Origin of the sequence: Metallosphaera javensis (ex Sakai et al. 2022) (genome assembly GCA_021654415.1) — an archaeon.
GTDB lineage: Archaea > Thermoproteota > Thermoprotei_A > Sulfolobales > Sulfolobaceae > Metallosphaera > Metallosphaera javensis.
In genome coordinates this window covers 30914-48288 of sequence record AP024487.1, presented here as the reverse complement: position 1 = coordinate 48288, position 17375 = coordinate 30914, and the positions used below count along the sequence as shown (strand labels likewise).

Below are 17375 nucleotides of genomic sequence, written 5' to 3'. Positions count from 1 at the left end.
TCTTCCATGCCTTTAATTCGGCTCTTTAGTATTTCATGAAGTTCCTGACAGTCACTGACAATTCGCATGTTCCTGAAGGAAGAAGCTTTAATGAAGTACCGGTATATCACCCACTGTGAAACTGCTGTTCGTGAATCATAGAGACGTGTACCATCCTCAGGCGGGCGGGGCGGAGAACGTAATCCTTGAGGTTGCGAAAAGGCTGGTTAAGCGCGGGGTTGACGTATCTTGGTTAAGTGAGGCTGTCGGTTCTCCTCCCAACACTGTGGAAGGAGTGAAGCTCCTGCATGCGGGTAATCAAGTCTCACTTCATCTTCACTCTCTGCGCTTCGCTAGGGAGTACGATGTGGTAGTGGACAGTGTTGCCCACGCGGTTCCCTTCTTCTCCTACCTCGTTAACAGGAAGTCCATTGCTCTGGTTCATCATGTTCATCAGGAGGTGGTAAAGTACGAGCTTAATCCTCTGACCGCCCTTCTGGTCAGGCAACTGGAGAAAGGGGTGAGGAGTTACCCCTGGATAATCTCGGTCTCCAACACGACGAAGAGGGACCTAGTCTCCCTGAAGGTGGATCCATCCAGGGTAACGGTGATTCATAACGGGATTGACCATTCCCTTTATCGCCCGGGGGAGAAGTCTTCAACTCCCACGATTCTCTGGATAGGGAGGATGAAGAGGTATAAGAATCCCCTTGACGCCATCCAGATGTTCAGGCGCTTAAGGAGACGTGCTACCCTGATCATCGCGGGAGGAGGTGAGCTGGAGGGTGAGGTGAGGCGCGCCATTCAGGGGGAGAGTAACATTAAATACCTGGGAAGGGTACCCGAGGAGAAGAAGGTGGAGCTCTACCAGAGGGCCTGGGTGGTACTCTCGACCTCGTTCATTGAGGGGTGGGGAATGACCGTGGTTGAGGCCAACGCCTGCGGGACACCTGTGGTGGGGTATGCCCGCGGATCAATTCCCGAGATAATTCAGGACGGGGTAAATGGTTTTCTTGTGCCATACAAGGATCTGGATGCCATGGCCAGGCGGGTGGAATACCTTCTGGACGAGGGGGTCATGAGGGAGTTCTCCAGGGCCAGTTATCAGAGTTCGCTTAAATATGACTGGGAGAAAACTGCGGAGCAGTATTACGAGAAGATGAGGGAAGTGGCTGAGTCGTGACTCACTCGGGAATCTTGGCGTTTCTGGACCTGTATTTTGATGCACATTTTCCCATAACGCACATGGGATTTATTGACCAGACCGTCTCAGGGGCCTACACCACCTTTATCCTGACGAGATCAGGAAGACAAGGGTCTTAGGGGCTCTTTTCGTCAGGGCTCCCCTTATCTTATATCTTTACCCTAGTACTTTGTGTAAGTTTTTACCCAGTTCTCTCTGAACGGCGCCCATGCCAGAGGATAAAAATTAATCAAAACTACTAGCGACGACCTAGTTGACGAGATCTGAAGTTTCCAGTGTGATCACGTTCCATAGAGAAGTTTATTTTGCTCAAGTTTAATCCCACTTCATGAAGGGATTACTTCTTGCAGGAGGTCACGGTACCAGGTTAAGACCCCTGACCCACACGGGGAACAAGCATACCATTCCCATTGCCAATAAGCCCATGGTCCTTTACGCCGTGGAGAACCTGATCAACGCGGGAATCCGCGACATCACAGTGATTCTAGGCCCCATGAAAGAGGGAATCACCGAGGCCATAGGTTCCAGGTACCCCGCGACCTTTCATTACGTGGAGCAGGAACCGCTGGGGCTGGCCCACGCAGTGATGAAGGCCGAGCCATATCTGGATGAGCCCTTCATCATGCACCTTGGGGACAACCTGCTCCAGAACGGGATCTCCCAGTTTCTGAACAGGTTTAACGAGACCCACGCTGACGCCGTAATAGGGGTCACCCCCGTTAAGGACCCGAGGCAGTACGGTGTCGTGGTCCTGGAGAACGGGAGGGTGAAGAAACTGGTGGAGAAGCCCAGGGATCCACCCTCAAACCTAGCGTTGGTGGGCGTTTACGTGTTCACCCCCATCATTCACGATTACACAAGAAAACTGAAGCCAAGCTGGAGAGGGGAGTACGAGATTACCGATGTTATCCAGATGATGGTGGATGACGGCAAACGCGTGGAGGTGGTTCACGTGGAGGGGTGGTGGAAGGATACGGGGAAGCCCGAGGACTTGCTCGAGGCAAATCAGCTTGTTCTGGATGGGCTCGAGGGTACCTTTCATCACGACCACGCCACAATCCAGGGAAGAGTTCAGGTAGGGGAAGGGACAGTCCTGAAGGAGAACGTCACAATCCGCGGACCCGTTGTCGTGGGAAGGAACTGCGTCATAGGTCCCAACGTGTACATTGGCCCATACACCTCAATCTGGGATGGATGTGAGCTCAGCGACGTGGAGATAGAGAACTCGATCCTCATGAAGGAGGTTAAGATCAGGGGAGTTAACGCCAGGATAAGCGACAGCATCCTGGGGAATAACGTGGTTGTGGAGAGTAAACCCGGTATTCCCAGGGTCACGAGGCTGGTGGTGGGAGACAGGTCTAAGATTATACTGTAATATTTTGCCAGCGAAAGCCAGTCTTTAGTTCCTTTGAAGCAAGAAGAGATATTAGCGTCTTATCTTCACAGTCTAGAGAGAACGAATGTCATTGAAGGATCGTTTATGGATAGGTCTTGACATATTATCAAAGCCACACGGTTTCCATAACCTCTTTACGTATTTATTTAAACAGAGTGGAGTTTTTATTACCAGAGAGGGGTACAGGTTAAGATTTGATACAAAAACTAAAAGATATGTATTCAATCTGTTACTTCTGAACCTGGATCATGGAGTCATTTTTTCTGACAAGGAGGGATATTGGAGATTGGATCATGATAGGAAAATAGTTATTTTACCTAACAACATAAAGTTTAAGCTCGAAGGTTTTGATACTCTTATATTTGCTGAAACTTTCCTATATGATATTCATTATGATCCAAACCTTGAAGGGAAAGTGGTGGTACAAGCTGGTGGGTTCACGGGGGATACTGCCCTATACTACGCGACTCACGGGGCGCTGGTTTACTCCTTTGAGCCCGACCCCATTAGCTATAAACTGGCCTTAGAAAATATTTCCCTAAATCCGGAATTGTCAGAGAGGGTAACGATGAAGAACTACGCTATTGGAAGGGACGGCGTTGTAAAATTTCCCGTGAACCCGCGCGGTTCTGGTGGAAGTTCCATATATGAGCAGAAAGGGCTGGAGACGATAGAGGTGAGAAGTGTCAGCATATCTACTATTTTGAGAGAATTTAATATTGACGAACCGTATTTGCTAGATCTGGACATCAAGGGAGCGGAATTTGATGTTATAGATGATCCTGCCATAAGCAAGTTTAGAAAGGTAAGAATTGAATATTCTCCAGATCTAGTTAATAAAAGAGATGATGGAAGGGAACTTCGGGCCATTCAGGTCTTCATTGCGAATTGAATTCTAGTTCCTTCATTTCTCATTATTCAATGTAGGATTAATTGAGTGGAAACGTCTAGATCGTAAAGAAAACGCTAAATATATGGATATTATTCCATTTCTGCAAAAAATTATCCAAAATGTTGTAGTTATCGGCGATGGCCCAGACGATCTGGGTTAGCCTGTGGGGCGTGTGGCACTTGCCGAACCTCCTCCTCTCCACCAGGGAGTTGAAGGACTCCACCAGGTTGTTGGTGGAGAGGAGGCGCTGAAGTTCTTGAGGAAGGGAGGTGAAGGAGAGGAGACCGCGTTCCACCAGTTCCTTGATCCTGTCAGGTAACTCGGCGAGCAGGCCAGACACGAGGAGGTCGACCTCCTTCCTTTCGTCGCGGTCCAGGCGCCTCTTGACGTGGTTGAGGCAGAGCTGCCTCTTCGCTAGTACTTAGGTAAAGTTTTTATCTTGGTATTACTAATATAGAATGTGGAGGAATTAGAGAAGGCTTACAGGGAGGAAAAGAATGCTAGGATAAGGCAGAGAATACTGGGGGTGAAGATGTACCTCGTGGACGGGTTCAGGGAGTACAGGGTGGCCGAGGTCCTCGGGGTTTCGTACTCAACGGTGAAGAAGTGGGTCGCGAAGTACAAGAGGGGAGGGGTCGGAGCGTTGAGGGATAGGCCAAGGTCGGGTAGGCCCAGGAAGTACTCCAGCGAGGAGGTGAAGAAGGTGCTGGAGACAAGTCCCAGGGAGCTGGGATACAACCTGGAGGGGTGGACCATGAGGGCGCTGAACGCTGAGCTGAGGAAGAGGGGGATAGTTTACAATAGGTATCACCTTTACAGGGTAGTGCACCAGCTGGGGTACGGTTTCGTGACGCCCAGGCCGGTGAACGCCAGGGCCGAGGTGGAGAAGCACCGCGATTTTAAAAAAAGTGAAGGAACTGATGGGACGCAGGATAGCGTTCTTCGATGAGACAAGGGTGGTGGTGGGCACCACGGTGAGGAGGTGCCTCGCCAGGAGGGGTTCCAGGCCCAGGATCAGGGTGAACCTGGGCTTCCAGCACTTCTACGTCTTCCTCGCCCTTGACGCCATTTCAAGGAAGGTGCTGTACACCCTCTACAACTCCCTCTCCAGCAAGAACATGAAGAGCTTCGTTTACAGGATGGAGAGGAAGTGGGGCAGGGAGACCAAGTACCTCGTCCTTGACAACCACTCCTCCCACAAGACGGGGGCTATCCTGGACCTGTTCAGGAGAAGGGGAGTGAGACCCGTTTTCACCCCAAAGTACTCGCCAGAGCTAAACCCTGTGGAGAGGATCTTCAAGGACCTGAAGTTCCACCTTGCGAACAGGTTCTTCAACAACGTGGAAGAGGCAAGGGAGGAGGTGAGGAGGTTCTTCGAGGAACATCACGATCAGTTTAATCTTGATGTGGTCCAATATCTGGATTTAGATGAAATAGAGGTAGAAAACAATGGATAAAAACTTCCACAAAGTACTAGCGTCTATTCCCGAGAGCTCAAGCGCGGAGTCCACGGACCTGACCATGTCCGCAACCACGAGCTTGAAGTTGAACTTCCTCCACACCCTTGCAAAAAGCCTCCAGTAACTCCTCGCGTCCTCCTCCTTAGCCAGGAGGAAGTCCAGCACAGCTCTCCTTCCCTCGCGCGTGACGCCCATGGCCACCAGGAGGACTCCCTTCCCTCCCCTGAGCTTGACCCACTTCCCGTCAGCTATCACGTACTGGAAGTCTCCCTCAACCTCAAGCTCAGGGGTCCAGAGCCTCGCGTTCATCTTCCCTCCCAGCACTGAGTAGAACGTGAGTTCCTGAGCACAGCTTCCTCCTCCCTCAGCAACTCCCTCTCAACCCCCGTCCTCACCCTACCCTTCCCGTCATACGCGGGCAACCTCACGTCCACCTGAGCCTGTACTCAATCCTCCTGCCCTCCATCACCACCGAGAAACCAGTTAGGAACCTGTACCTCGCGTAACCCCTCCTCTTGATCCTCTTCCCCCTCGCGTACCTCGGGCTTACCTCCTCCGCCTCCCTCATCGCTAGCTCCTCCACCTCCTCAACAGGTTTATTTATGAGCCAGTGCTTAGGAAATACGGGGTCGAACACGATGTGTACCAACTCCTCCTGGAGTTGGTACGCGGGTTCGATAGTTAGCTTAGTCATGGTATGACATCGTGTTCGGCCCCCTTAAAGTATTACTGAAAAATGATAGATTGATTTTGATCATCTCACGTAGATTAACTAATTACAATTCGCAATGGAAACCTGAATCGCCCGGGAACTTCTTATTAGTAAACTAAGAAATCATGGTTTTAGGCGTTTTAGAATATTCAAACATAATAACTTGATATATGACCTACATTATCACGGTACAATAGAGGGTATAAAGGAATGAGCCTATCCCCCATGCATTTTACCCTAAACACATAAGACATACAATGCTTGAACATGTAAAAGAGAAGAATGCCTCAAGTTACAGGCGTTGAAGGGCGATTAGGCCAGAGAAGTAACAGCTTCTCCTCATGACTTTGAGGGAGCCGGTGACGGACTAGGTCTACTTTGTCCGTTAGTACTTTGGAAAGTTTTTATCTTGGTATCACGCATTCATAGAGTCCATGAATCAGAGAAGGCCTACAGCTAGGAAGAGAATACCAGAGTGAGGCAGAGAATAGCGAGGTTAAGATATTCCCAATTGACAGGATAAGGGAATACATGTAGCAGAGATCCTTGGGGTTTCACTCTCGGTCAAGAAGTGGGTCACCAGATACAGGGATGGGTTGAGGAATAGGCTGAAGTCGGATAGGTCAAGGAAGCACTGGGGAAGGATAAGAGAGGTTCTTGAAGCCAATCCAAGGGATCTGGAATATAACCTATAGGCGTGAAGCGAAATCCCTCAGCGTTGAGGAGAATCCAGTACGACAGGGATCTATTTTGATCATCTCATCTAGATTAACTAATTACAATTCACAATGAGGACCTAAATCACCCCTAACCAGCCGGGACGATGTTTAGTTTGGGATATCCAACACTATTCAACTAAAAATGACTTCCCTTAACCTCACTCAAATTTCCTGCTCATTATATTCTGAGGACAGGAAAGGGTTAATATCCACTACTCACTTTTCCCACCATGGAAGGTAAAGCACTGGTCACGGGAGGTTACGGGTTCATTGGATCTAACTTCGTGAGGATGATCTCTGGTACACTGGACGTTCTGGTTGTGGATAACTTCTCCGTGGGATCAAACAGGAGAAACCTGGAGGGGGTTAACGTAAGGACAGTTGAGATGGATATACGTGATCCGCGTATCCAGGACCTGATCCGACGCGAAAAGCCTGACTTTATCTTCAACTTCGCTGCTGAGTCCCACGTGGATCGTAGCATCCAGGACCCCCTCTCCTTCGTGTCCACCAACGTTTTGGGAGTGGCCAACCTCCTCGAGGGAGTGAGGCGCTACCACGACAACGCGGTGTTCATTCAGGTTGGGACAGATGAGGAGTACGGGGAGATCTTCTCGGGCTCATTCAAGGAGGGAGATCCCCTAAACCCCTCATCCCCCTACTCTGCCTCCAAGGCTGGCGCAACCCTCCTGGCCATGGCCTACTCCCGCACCTATCACCTGGACGTTCGCGTCACGAGGAGCGCAAACAACTACGGTCCCTACCAGTTTCCTGAGAAGCTCATACCCAAGACGATCATCCGCGCCCTCCGTGACCTGCCGGTTCCCGTGTACGGTACAGGAAAGAACGTTAGGGACTGGATTTACGTTCTCGATAATTGCGAGGCTATTCTCACAGTGGCAGAGAGGGGAAAGCCCGGTATCTACAACATCTCCTCGGGGGAGGAGAGGACAAATCTAGAGGTGGTGAACATGGTTCTCTCCCTCCTGGGAAAGCCAGGGCTGGTGAAGTTTGTGGAGGACAGGCCAGGTCACGACTTCAGGTACAGTGTGGATTCCACCAGGGTGAGGGAGCTGGGCTGGAGACCGAGGGTGAGGTTTGAGGAGGGAATAAGGCTCACGGTGGAGTGGTACCTGAGGAACAGGTGGTGGTGGGAGGGAGTGGACGAGCGCGTGCTGGGGGAGACACCCTTCAAGTCGTGAGGCAGGCGTTAGTATCTGTGCAGTAGTTTTGATCTAGTTCGGTTTGTTGTGTATTTCACGTTAATGGCTCCTTAAATACACAACGATATAGGATGTCCAGTTTTGATTTTTTTATCCTCTGGCACGGGCACCGTTCAAAGAGTATTGAGCAAAAACTTACACAAAGTACTAAGGTTGCTCAGGCTCTCTGGATCGTGTGATAGTAGAGGATAATTGATCAAAACTCAGTGAAGGCGTCACGGATCTGTTAGCATCAAACACTTCAGTGCGATGCCGTCTTTGGTAACTCAGTATGAGGTCCTTTCGCTCACGACGGGACCTGACCTTCAAAGACGGTCATGGCGTCAAGAGAGGGAGGAGAAAGGCTATAAGTCCTGAATCACCCATCACACCATGTTCACCTTTACCACGACCAAGATCCCGGAGGTTGTCCTGGTTCAGGGCAAACAGTTTCACGACGAGAGGGGTTTCTTTCAGGAGCTCTACAAAGAGAGCGAGTTCAGGGAATACATTCCCTGCAGGTTCGTTCAGATGAACCACTCCTTCTCTCGACGCGGGGTTGTCAGGGGACTTCACTTTCAGCTAATGCCAAAACCTCAGGGAAAGCTGGTCACGGTGATCTCTGGAAGGATTCTGGACGTGGCGGTTGACCTGAGGAGGGGTTCACCATCTTACGGGAAGTGGGTAGGTGAGGAGCTGGTCCCGGGAAAGTTCCTTTGGGTTCCCTCAGGTTTCGCCCACGGTTTTCAGGCGCTGGAGGACTCCCACGTGATTTATCTGGTGACGAGGGAGTTCTCTCCAGAACATGACTCGGGGATTGCGTGGAATGACCCGGAGGTGGGAGTGAGGTGGCCCCTTAACGAGGTGATAGTGTCGGAGAAGGACAGGAAGTTACCCCGCCTGAGGGAGTCCAGGGCAAACTTTGAGTATGGAATGGACCTCTGTTAGGGAGAGCACTTGAAGGAAGGTTTGAGGAGATGTTCACGCTAGTATCAAGCGCGAACCTGGGCCTTCAGCGGACTTGGAATCCTGACTTGATTCGAGTTTTTCAACGCGACATGGCGTCATCATGTTAGCATGTAAGTTTCAAGGAGATCTAGGTTAGTTCGCCGTAAATTAACCTGATCCCTAGGTAATTCGCCCTCTCCAGTGCCCTTCCAGTGGCCACGTTCACGACCATCATCTTCACTGGTTTCTCTAGGTTAAGAACCTTGGACACAACATAGCAGGTGTGGTTGAACCTGGAGACGTCCTTGGGCTGTGCGTAGGACTTAACCTCGATAAGGTAGGTGGTCCCGTCCCTCTTGAGGATGTCGACCTCGTAAATACCTCCCTTCTCCCCAAAGGTGCCATTCTCATCTACGTAGGTGTAGCTACTTATCTGAGAAATGTCTAGACCCTCCTGCTTTAAGATCTCTCCCATGAAGTCCCTCACCATTGCCTCTTGATTGAATCCCCAGCGAGAGCTTATGCTCCCTATACTCTTCTCCAGGCGGAGCTGGCCCTCCTCTAACTTAATGAGCCTCTCCTCATTCCTCTTCTGTGCCTCAACCAACTCCTTCATAGTCTTGGTGAGCTCCTCCACAGCCTTCTCCAACCTATCCAGCCTCTCCTCGCTCTTCCTCTGTGCCTCAACCAACTCCTCCACAGCCTTCTCCAACCTACTGAGTCTATCGTTGTGCTCACCTAGCCTCTCCTCGCTCTTCCTCTGTGCCTCAACCAACTCCTCCACAGCCTTCTCCAACCTACTGAGTCTATCCTTCACTTCAGCTGTTTCAGTGACCGTCTTTGCCTGTATCTCCACTACCTTATTCAGTATGTTCACCATGTCCTTCATTAAGTCCTTAAGCTCCCTTAGATCCTCGGGAGAGACGCCCAACCATCCCATAACTTCCCTCCTAAATTCCGGGTCCTCCTTGAGCAATCTAAGGAATTCATTCCTTAAACTCATAAGTTAAGTTCGTACAATGAGATAATAAGCTATTTTGGATTGAGAATTGAATCCCTTCACGCCATCCAAAGTCACCACGAACATTGAGGGGTGAAGACTAGCTTGAAATACTTAGGAAGTTCGGGCCTTATATAAGAAAGGTTAGGCGTAATAGTCAGCTGGGGCTACCCATATTGCTGTGTATTTAAGAACCCTTTAACGTGGAAATGCAGAATAAACCGAGCTAGGCCCCAGTAAGTTTTTACCCGGTGCCCTCCGGATAACGCACTACTCAGGGATAAAAATAGTCAAAATTAGTGAAGTTTTATGCTTCGCTGGGAATCAGGGACTTCACTCATGAAAGTTTCTTGATCACGTCAATGACTTGATTTCGCCCGATCCTGAGAGGTTCAGTAAAGCCTCCTCGTGGAGTCATCTTTACCATATTCTTGGTTGAGCTTCCCGTAGAAGTGGTTCAAAAGTATTTTATGGGCACGGGGCAGTTCATAACGATTCTAATGTCTCTAACAATAGTTCCATTGATTCCTCAAATTCCAAGTTTTCAGATAGGGGGTTCCAACCACTGGTTAGCCCCATCTAGCACATGATTCCTCAAATTCCAAGTTTTCAGATAGGGGGTTCCAACCACTGGTTAGCCCCATCTAGCACATTAAATATTTCCCTTTGATGTTCCTTTATATCGCCAATGTAATGTTCATCTTCCTGGGTTCTATCGTAACTGTATCTCATTAAGTCTTCTGCAGCACGTTCCAAATACGCTGATATCAACATCAGCTCAAATATCTCCTGTATCCCTAGATCGAGAAGGGAAAGTGCCTGAGGTATTAGATGTATATTCTCTTTTATCGCTCTAAGCAAATTGGGGTCAAGCTTCTTGCAAACCTCAGCCTCTTCGTTGGTTAGCATCGAGTCATAGCATCTTTCAATGAGCTCCTTAGTTTCCGAATCCATATATCTAAGATTTATTACTTTTAATATTTCTTTGTCTAAATCGAAAAACTCCTTGAAGGTACGCTTATTTATCCGAGGAGTGTTAATGTAGTCAATCATCTTTCTATACACCAGCTTGAACTCTTTAGCTGTATCTTTGGGTAGTAGCTCAATTGTAAAATGCAGAATCTCCTTAAGGCCGGATCTGGTGATTGTCCTATGTCCTATCTTTTTAGGGTCGTCAGCTCTCTTGAATAACTCCTTTTTATCCGGGGCTAGCTCGGTTTGTTGTGTATTTCAGGTTGAAGACTCCTTAAATACACAACAATGTGGGGTAGTCCCATTGTGGGCCTGCTGAACCCCATCGTGTGGTCACGTGGGATGGCCACCTAGGGATGGAACCGAAGTCAAGCTTGCGGAGACCGATGCCTCCGTAACCCTCCCACATGGGGCGTCAAGGATGGGTTCCATTCGACGGAACCTCCGCTGTGGGTGAGAGGGGATCGAGCATGGTCAATGAACCAAGAAGCCCTATCAGTGACGGTGGGGCAGTTCACAGTATTTCTCAGTACTCGTATCAAAGCAACAGGGATTGTGATAGTGAGGGAAGAGGACATTAAGGACCTGGCCTTGGAGGTCTACGGCAAGCTAGTGGCCCTTCAACTAGGGAAGGTACAGGGCACAGGGAGAACGCCTGTTCAGGTAATATACGATAGAAACCCTCTCCTCGGGGCGGATCAAAAGGCACTCCTGGTAAACAATTTTCATAAATGGGTTAAAACGGGATTTTCACGCAGCTTTACCGTTGAGGTTGGAGGAAAGGATAAGGATATTTGGGTTTCCTCCGCAGATTACGTAGCTGGATTAACGAGGTAGAAAATCTTATGCGAGGAAAATAAAATAAGAGAGGAATATTGTGAAAGGGTAGGGCAATGGTTCAATATTCTCAAAATGAGCAGAGAGATTTACAAGACATCGGACATAAGGAGAATCTTTCTAAGATGAGTTTAAGTTTCTTGTCATCAATTGGATCTCTCCACTCTTGGTCTCCTCGGATTCAGGAGACCCTCTCTCGCTAGACATCTCTCATCAGGTCTCAACCAGAATTAAAAATGACCCTAGGATTTGCCTTCATGTTCAAAGCGTATCATTTTTAGGGGGAGAATTTGATCGGTTTTCATCTTTAATATCACGGATGATCTGAGCCACTGATTTTTTTAAAAAATATCATATGTTGAGTTTATTAAACAAGATAGCATTAGTTAAAGATGGAATGAAGAAGCTTTACAGGGTAAAGTTTTCACTAATACACGAGGGTTGTTGGACAAGCAAGATAGATGACAGGGTCATCACTTTAAGACTTTCACAATACAACAGGAGGAAGGTTCACGTCCTCGTGGCCTCTCCCAAGTTGATTGTTAAGGATCTCAAGACCTCAGGTAATGTGGACGATATCCTGAAATTCAGAAAAATGAAGGGAGGATACGTAATTGAATTCCTCGAGGATCTAGATACCACCATATCCGGGGCCATCCTTGAGTCGGGAAGCAACATCCTGGAGTACAGGAACGTGGTTAAGGCCGGTGTGGAGAAGTGGGAGATGATCACAACAAGCAAAACCGTTGTGAATCAATTTAGTGAAAGGTTTAAGGTGAGTAACCTGACGGTTGAGGAGATGAAGTTCCCTGAGCTGTTGGGTTCTGGGTTAACGGACAAGGAGATGCTCATGCTGAAAACTGCAGTATCCATGGGCTACTTTAACTATCCCAGGTCTGTTAAGGCCAAGGACATTGCCGAAAGCCTTGGAGTGTCCAAGCAAGATTTCCTGTATCACCTGAGAAATTCCATTAACAAGATCATATCATCCTATGATCTTGGTTAGCCTCATCAAATTCATCAATTCTTAAATGATAGTTAACTGCCTTTAATCACCTTACTTATACTTTAAAAGCTTCCCCTTTAACTATGTTAAACGTTTAATCTTGGAAGCTAATGAATAATTATTTGCAGTAAAGTAAAAAATCCTCATAATTGCATTTGTATTTATGGATGAGAAAAAGAAACTGGAAAATGAAGCTCAGCCTAGCCTGAAGAGGGACGTGCTGGGGACGTGGTTAGTGGCAAGTTACGGTATAGCAGCAAATGCGCCCATAGCTGTCGCCACGCTCTATTTCGTGGGGATTGCGGGGATAGCAGGGGGAGCTATGCCCCTGGTGGTTTTACTCTCCTATCTGATTTACGCCACCACGTTAATCGTGATATATGAATGGACCAAGGACGTGGCATCCTCTTATGGTTACGTAGCCATCATGAAGAAGGGACTCAACAGTAGCTTGGCCGCGTTCACTGTGGGATATGGTTACATATATCAGTACTTAGTTGCGGGCACCGCTGGTTTCGGTATCCTTGGTCTGGCGTCCTTTCTATACCTGATATCCCCAAGTATAGCCTCAACTATGCCCTGGTTATGGGCATTGATTACGGTGATACTGACCCTCGAGGTTACCCTGGTGATGTGGTTGGGCGTGAAGCCGGGTGGCCTCCTTAACCTTATTATAGGTTTGGTTTCCATTGGGTTCCTGGTCATAACCTCCATCTACCTAATAGCGGTGGCGGGAAGTCACAACAGCGTTAGCGTGTTCACAGCATCCCCTGTAAATAACGACTGGGTTCTCATACTGGTGTCAATGATTTTCGCCATAACGACCTTCGGGGGAGCCACGACTCCCATAGGTGTTGCGGAGGAGGCCAAGGTGCCCAAGAGAACCATGCCCAGGGCACTTCTTCTGGGGTTTGGATTGCTTGGGGTTGGACTAATTCTCAATTCCTATGCCCAGACGGTGATTTACGGGATTTCCAACATGTTTAACTACGCCTCTCTTCCTGATCCAATGGTGATAATTTACAGCAAGTATTTCAGTCCCGTGGTTGTGGACCTGTTAATAGTGTTGGTTGCGTTCATGTTCAATTCTTCCATAATATCCTTTGCAACCAGTGGCAGCAGAATGATATACGGGATGGCGCGGGACGGAATACTGTATCCTAGCAGTTTCTCCAGGGTGAATAGGCATGGCGCGCCCGGTAACGCAATAATATTGACTGGAGCCATAGCCGGGGCGCTTTGCCTTCTTACTGGTTACCTTCTGGGACCGCTGGAGGCAAGCATCTTCCTAATAACGTTCGGGTCATTTTATGTTGCCCTGGGACACCTGTTTGCGGCCTTGGCGCTGATCAGAAGAAAGGTGAAGCTTGGGAAGCCTGACATCGTGAAGCACGTGATAATTCCCGTAATCTCCATGGGTGCGTACATTGCCACCATATATTTCGGGACGTATCCGGCACCGGCGTTTCCGTTAAATGTAGCCGTGTATGCGGCATGGGCTGTGCTGGTCATTCACGTAATAGTGTATTACGTCATGAAGAGGAGATATCCAGAGAGATTAAGCAGGTTTGGGGACTACAGTCTCTAGTTCGTAGGAGTTATCCCTTGTTAAGGCAACACTTTTCATGTCTAACTGGAACATTTACACAGATACTTTAACTTAGTTAAAGGGAATTCATTAATACAAATCTTACTTTATTCAAGTATGGAACAGTTATTGAAGGAACTTGAAAAGGAATTCAACTCAAGGTTCATCACCAGGGGAGATATCATTGATCAGTACTCCAGTTCCCCCTACCTGGTCTCTCCCGTTCTCTCTAAAATGGGTAAAAGGATCCTGGGGGTGGTGGTGGCTGAGGACGTTGAAGATGTAAGGAATTTGTTGAATTTCTGCGATATGCATAGGGTTCCTCTTTTAGCCAGGGGAGCTGGCACATCCACCATAGGCCAGGTATTGCCCATAGTGCCTTCCATAGTGTTAGATATACAGAAATTGAACAAAACTTTAGAATATGATAAATACCTGAGAATTTCCCCTGGGGTCAAAGTACTCACAGCGCTTAACTACCTCAGGAAGAGGGGGAAGGAACTGCAGGTATACCCCAGTAGCTTTTACATTTCCACCCTGGGGGGATACATTGCGGGAGGAGACGTTGGGATAGGGTCGTATCAATACGGCTACCATTTCGATCATGATGGTGTGAGAAGGTTAACCGTGATGGGCACAACGGGGACATACGAATTGCAGGGAAAGGAAACGTTGGCAGTCTCGCAGGCGGCTGGGACCACAGGGATAATCACGGAAGCTGAACTGTCAGTGGTGGATTACGAGGACTGGAAGGATCAACTAATTAGGGTTGACGAGATAGGCGAGGTAGTGAAGTTACTTAAGAACTTGGAGGAGGACAGGCCCAAGATAAGGAGAATAACCATAGAGGATTACGAGACGCTTTCCCTAGTTGCCAGGGGTAGAGTAATCCCGGGTAGGTGGAATGTGATAGTATCCAGCACGAAAAGCTTGGGAGAGGAGGTGGATATGAGATTTTTGGACGAACTGGCATTCGCAGCTATTTACGTTACCATGAGCAAGTTAACGGGCTTCTCCAGGTACTTTTACGAGGTGAGGCTCCTTTCCCTGGAAAGCTTCCTGAAGGTTGTGAGCCAAGTTAAGAGGGCTCTGGGCCCCAAGGTTCTCATTCACGGAGACGTCATGACGTTGAGGGGAGAAACCATAATCTACACGGTTTTCATCTCTGAAAGGGAGAACTTTGAGGTGATAGATTCCATAATGCTCAGGGAGGGAATACCCTTTGAGATACACTCCCTAGTAGTGAACGATAGGGTGGACGAGGAATTTAGATTAGAACTCATGAAAAAATATAAACAGATTGTGGACCCCCATCACATCCTCAATCCAGGGAAGCTGAGAACATGATCCTCAAAACCCTGCTTGACGTCATGGATATTCTGGAGTCCAAGGATCCCTTGGAGAGGATTAGGCAAAGGATTGAGGGAAGGGCGAAATATGAGGAGGTTACGGTGGAGGGAGTGACCTTCGTTAAGGCCCTCTACGACGGAGGGGGCAGGAGGATTGAGGTTCTGGGCAGGCTGGGGGCAATTCAAATGGTGAATGAGAGCAGGGGATTGGTTTCCGATGCTGATGGGGCCATAGTTAGCCTGACAACTCTCTTGGAACTGCTGAACCTGAGGGAAAAGGGGATAGAGCTCAAGGTTGATGTTTCCTTTGTTACTAACCTATCCATGATTGCCAAACTTATCCCTCACGCTCCCTTCAAGTTCATGGTACCTTCTGTGGGATTGGATGACGCCCTAAAGGTGGAGGTGGATCCGCAGGCCACAACAGTCCTCTCCATCGATTCCACAAAGGGAAACAGACTTGCAAAATACGACGACTTTGCCCTAACTCACGTGATAAAGGATGGCTATATCCTGAAATTGAGTGATGAGGTCATTGATATCTATAATAAAGTTACAGAGCACGAGATTTATATGATCCCCTTAACCAGCGGGGATCTAACTCCATTGGACTTCAATGTGTATCACATTAGTACCCTGATTTCGCCTTGGCTTTACACCAGTGCACCAGTAATTGGGCTAGCTACAGTTTCACCGAGGGCGATACCGGGATATGAGACAGGGGTGATGAACCTGAACATGCTTGAACATGCCTCAAGGTTTTGCTTGGAATTTCTCAAGTACATGGAGAAGGGTGGAAGGGTTTACGGTGAGGATGAACTCCAGGAATTGGAGAGGAGAGTGGGCCCCTCTAATCTCGTGAGGGTGAGGAGATCTCCATGAATGTGGAGAGCCTGTTGAGGGACCTAGTTGAGCTGGAGACCGTGAATCCACCTGGAACTAACTACGAAGACTTTGGTCGCTTGATAAGGGAGAAATTCGAGGAGTTGGGGTTTCAGGTTCAGTTGATAGAGATACCCGATGAGTTCATGGATAGGAACTACATCTACTCCCCTAGGCATAGGGGGAATAGGAGGGTAATTGTGCTTGCGAGAAATGACCCTGAACCCAAGCTTCACTTCAACTTACATTATGACGTGGTTCCCCCAGGAGATGGCTGGAAAACTCATCCATTTCAATTGAAGATAGTTGAAGACAGGGCATATGGGAGGGGGACCTCGGACATGAAGGGGGCCATGGTGAGCCTTTACAGTGCCCTGAAGATCTTTAACGATCTGCCCATAGAGATAGCGTTTGTACCCGATGAGGAAAGTGGAGGAATTGGAACCAAATATCTTGTGGAGAAACATGGGGTGAGGGCGAAAAACGTGATCTTCGGTGAGCCGAGCTTTCCGGACATTTACATAGGTCATTTTGGAATTATTCGGGGAATAGTGAAGGTGTTTGGTAAACAGGTCCATGCCAGTAAGGCTAAGGAGGGGGTAAATGCCTTTCTTGAGGCCTCACGGTTAGCCTTGGAGATTCAAAGAAGGTACTCCTCGAAGGAGGGAAGGGACAATATGGATGAACCAACGGTAAATCTTGGAGGATATGTGGAGGGTTCCACCAGCGATGGGATAGTTCCCGGTACCTTCGCCTTTAGTCTCTACAGGTCCGTTTCACCTAACGACAAAAGGGGTCCGGAGTTTGATCGAGAAGTTGTGGAGGAAGCTGTTGGGGAATTGGGGATTAAGCACGAGTTCGAGATTAAGTCCTTCGTGCCTGGATCAATGACTAATCCAAGTTCCCATATGGCAAGGGCAATGGAGACATGTATCAAGACACATTTGGGCTGGGAGCCCAGAAAAATGGTGGCAAACATTAGATATGATGCGGTGTTCTATGGAAACGCTGATGCAGTGAACTTTGGCCCGGGAGAGCCAGATCAGGCCCATGTTCCCAACGAGTATGTCAACCTCAGGAACGTTGAGAAGGTAAGCCTGGTGTATGAATGTATCATGAGATCTAGCCCCAGGGTTCTACTTTAGACATTTAAAACGATGAGTTGAGGACTTTTAACACGTTCTAAACCCTTGATTAAAAGGCGGTAATACGATTTGACTTATACATTA

At 48.4% G+C, this 17375-nt stretch carries 17 protein-coding genes and 1 pseudogene; 13 read left to right on the top strand and 5 right to left on the bottom strand.

What is annotated here, in order from left to right; all coding sequences use genetic code 11:
• Positions 1 to 115: 115 nt before the first annotated feature.
• From QVC96_RS00250 to QVC96_RS00240, 3 genes are all read left to right on the top strand, one after another.
• Positions 116 to 1162: a glycosyltransferase family 4 protein gene (locus QVC96_RS00250; RefSeq protein WP_287689613.1), complete on the top strand. Its 1047-nt coding sequence runs from the start codon at positions 116 to 118 to the stop codon at positions 1160 to 1162.
• Positions 1163 to 1511: 349 nt separating this feature from the next.
• Complete coding sequence (locus QVC96_RS00245; RefSeq protein ID WP_287689612.1) at positions 1512 to 2558, top strand: glucose-1-phosphate thymidylyltransferase; 1047 nt, start codon at positions 1512 to 1514, stop codon at positions 2556 to 2558.
• 85 nt (positions 2559 to 2643) lie between these two features.
• On the top strand, positions 2644 to 3471 hold the full coding sequence (locus QVC96_RS00240; protein WP_287689611.1) for an FkbM family methyltransferase: 828 nt from the start codon (positions 2644 to 2646) through the stop codon (positions 3469 to 3471).
• A gap of 55 nt (positions 3472 to 3526) precedes the next feature.
• Here QVC96_RS00240 and QVC96_RS00235 read toward each other — a convergent pair.
• A pseudogene (locus QVC96_RS00235) lies at positions 3527 to 3757 on the bottom strand (hypothetical protein); the annotation flags it as partial.
• A gap of 174 nt (positions 3758 to 3931) precedes the next feature.
• Between QVC96_RS00235 and QVC96_RS00230 the strand changes: the two are divergent.
• Both QVC96_RS00230 and QVC96_RS00225 read left to right on the top strand, forming a co-directional pair.
• Complete coding sequence (locus QVC96_RS00230) at positions 3932 to 4420, top strand: helix-turn-helix domain-containing protein (protein WP_238027283.1); 489 nt, start codon at positions 3932 to 3934, stop codon at positions 4418 to 4420.
• Positions 4392 to 4928 carry an IS630 family transposase gene (locus tag QVC96_RS00225; protein ID WP_287688834.1) on the top strand — a complete coding sequence of 179 codons (537 nt, stop codon included), beginning with the start codon at positions 4392 to 4394 and terminating at the stop codon, positions 4926 to 4928. Before QVC96_RS00230 ends, QVC96_RS00225 begins: the two co-directional genes overlap by 29 nt.
• On the opposite strand, the gene QVC96_RS13845 is transcribed toward QVC96_RS00225, so the two are convergent.
• Positions 4896 to 5240, bottom strand: coding sequence for a transposase (locus QVC96_RS13845; protein ID WP_425597966.1), 345 nt, complete (start codon positions 5238 to 5240; stop codon positions 4896 to 4898). The genes QVC96_RS00225 and QVC96_RS13845 overlap by 33 nt on opposite strands.
• A 115-nt stretch (positions 5241 to 5355) precedes the next feature.
• Positions 5356 to 5625, bottom strand: a complete 270-nt coding sequence (locus QVC96_RS13840; RefSeq protein WP_425597965.1) for a hypothetical protein — start codon at positions 5623 to 5625, stop codon at positions 5356 to 5358.
• 967 nt (positions 5626 to 6592) lie between these two features.
• Here QVC96_RS13840 and rfbB point away from each other — a divergent pair.
• A complete protein-coding gene (rfbB, locus tag QVC96_RS00215) occupies positions 6593 to 7564 on the top strand; it encodes a dTDP-glucose 4,6-dehydratase (RefSeq protein WP_287689609.1) in 972 nt (323 codons plus the stop codon).
• 393 nt (positions 7565 to 7957) lie between these two features.
• Positions 7958 to 8512 (top strand): dTDP-4-dehydrorhamnose 3,5-epimerase, encoded by a 555-nt coding sequence (gene rfbC, locus QVC96_RS00210; protein WP_287689608.1) that lies wholly within the window; start codon positions 7958 to 7960, stop codon positions 8510 to 8512.
• Positions 8513 to 8660: 148 nt separating this feature from the next.
• On the opposite strand, the gene QVC96_RS00205 is transcribed toward rfbC, so the two are convergent.
• Positions 8661 to 9515, bottom strand: a complete 855-nt coding sequence (locus QVC96_RS00205; RefSeq protein ID WP_287689607.1) for a DUF3782 domain-containing protein — start codon at positions 9513 to 9515, stop codon at positions 8661 to 8663.
• Positions 9516 to 10121: 606 nt separating this feature from the next.
• Positions 10122 to 10565 carry a hypothetical protein gene (locus QVC96_RS00200; RefSeq protein ID WP_287689606.1) on the bottom strand — a complete coding sequence of 148 codons (444 nt, stop codon included), beginning with the start codon at positions 10563 to 10565 and terminating at the stop codon, positions 10122 to 10124.
• Between the two features lie 396 nt (positions 10566 to 10961).
• Here QVC96_RS00200 and QVC96_RS00195 point away from each other — a divergent pair, with 396 nt between their 5' ends.
• The 6 genes from QVC96_RS00195 (at position 10962) to QVC96_RS00170 (ending at position 17291) form a co-directional block, all read left to right on the top strand.
• Complete coding sequence (locus QVC96_RS00195; protein WP_287689605.1) at positions 10962 to 11321, top strand: hypothetical protein; 360 nt, start codon at positions 10962 to 10964, stop codon at positions 11319 to 11321.
• Positions 11322 to 11718: 397 nt separating this feature from the next.
• Positions 11719 to 12327 (top strand): helix-turn-helix domain-containing protein, encoded by a 609-nt coding sequence (locus QVC96_RS00190; RefSeq protein WP_287689604.1) that lies wholly within the window; start codon positions 11719 to 11721, stop codon positions 12325 to 12327.
• 163 nt (positions 12328 to 12490) lie between these two features.
• Positions 12491 to 13915 (top strand): APC family permease, encoded by a 1425-nt coding sequence (locus tag QVC96_RS00185; RefSeq protein WP_287689603.1) that lies wholly within the window; start codon positions 12491 to 12493, stop codon positions 13913 to 13915.
• 117 nt (positions 13916 to 14032) lie between these two features.
• Positions 14033 to 15262 carry an FAD-binding oxidoreductase gene (locus tag QVC96_RS00180; protein ID WP_287689602.1) on the top strand — a complete coding sequence of 410 codons (1230 nt, stop codon included), beginning with the start codon at positions 14033 to 14035 and terminating at the stop codon, positions 15260 to 15262.
• Positions 15259 to 16146 (top strand): DUF1177 family protein, encoded by an 888-nt coding sequence (locus QVC96_RS00175; RefSeq protein ID WP_287689601.1) that lies wholly within the window; start codon positions 15259 to 15261, stop codon positions 16144 to 16146. The genes QVC96_RS00180 and QVC96_RS00175 overlap by 4 nt, the downstream gene beginning before the upstream one ends.
• A complete protein-coding gene (locus tag QVC96_RS00170) occupies positions 16143 to 17291 on the top strand; it encodes a M20 family metallopeptidase (protein ID WP_287689600.1) in 1149 nt (382 codons plus the stop codon). The genes QVC96_RS00175 and QVC96_RS00170 overlap by 4 nt, the downstream gene beginning before the upstream one ends.
• The last annotated feature ends 84 nt before the right edge of the window (positions 17292 to 17375 follow it).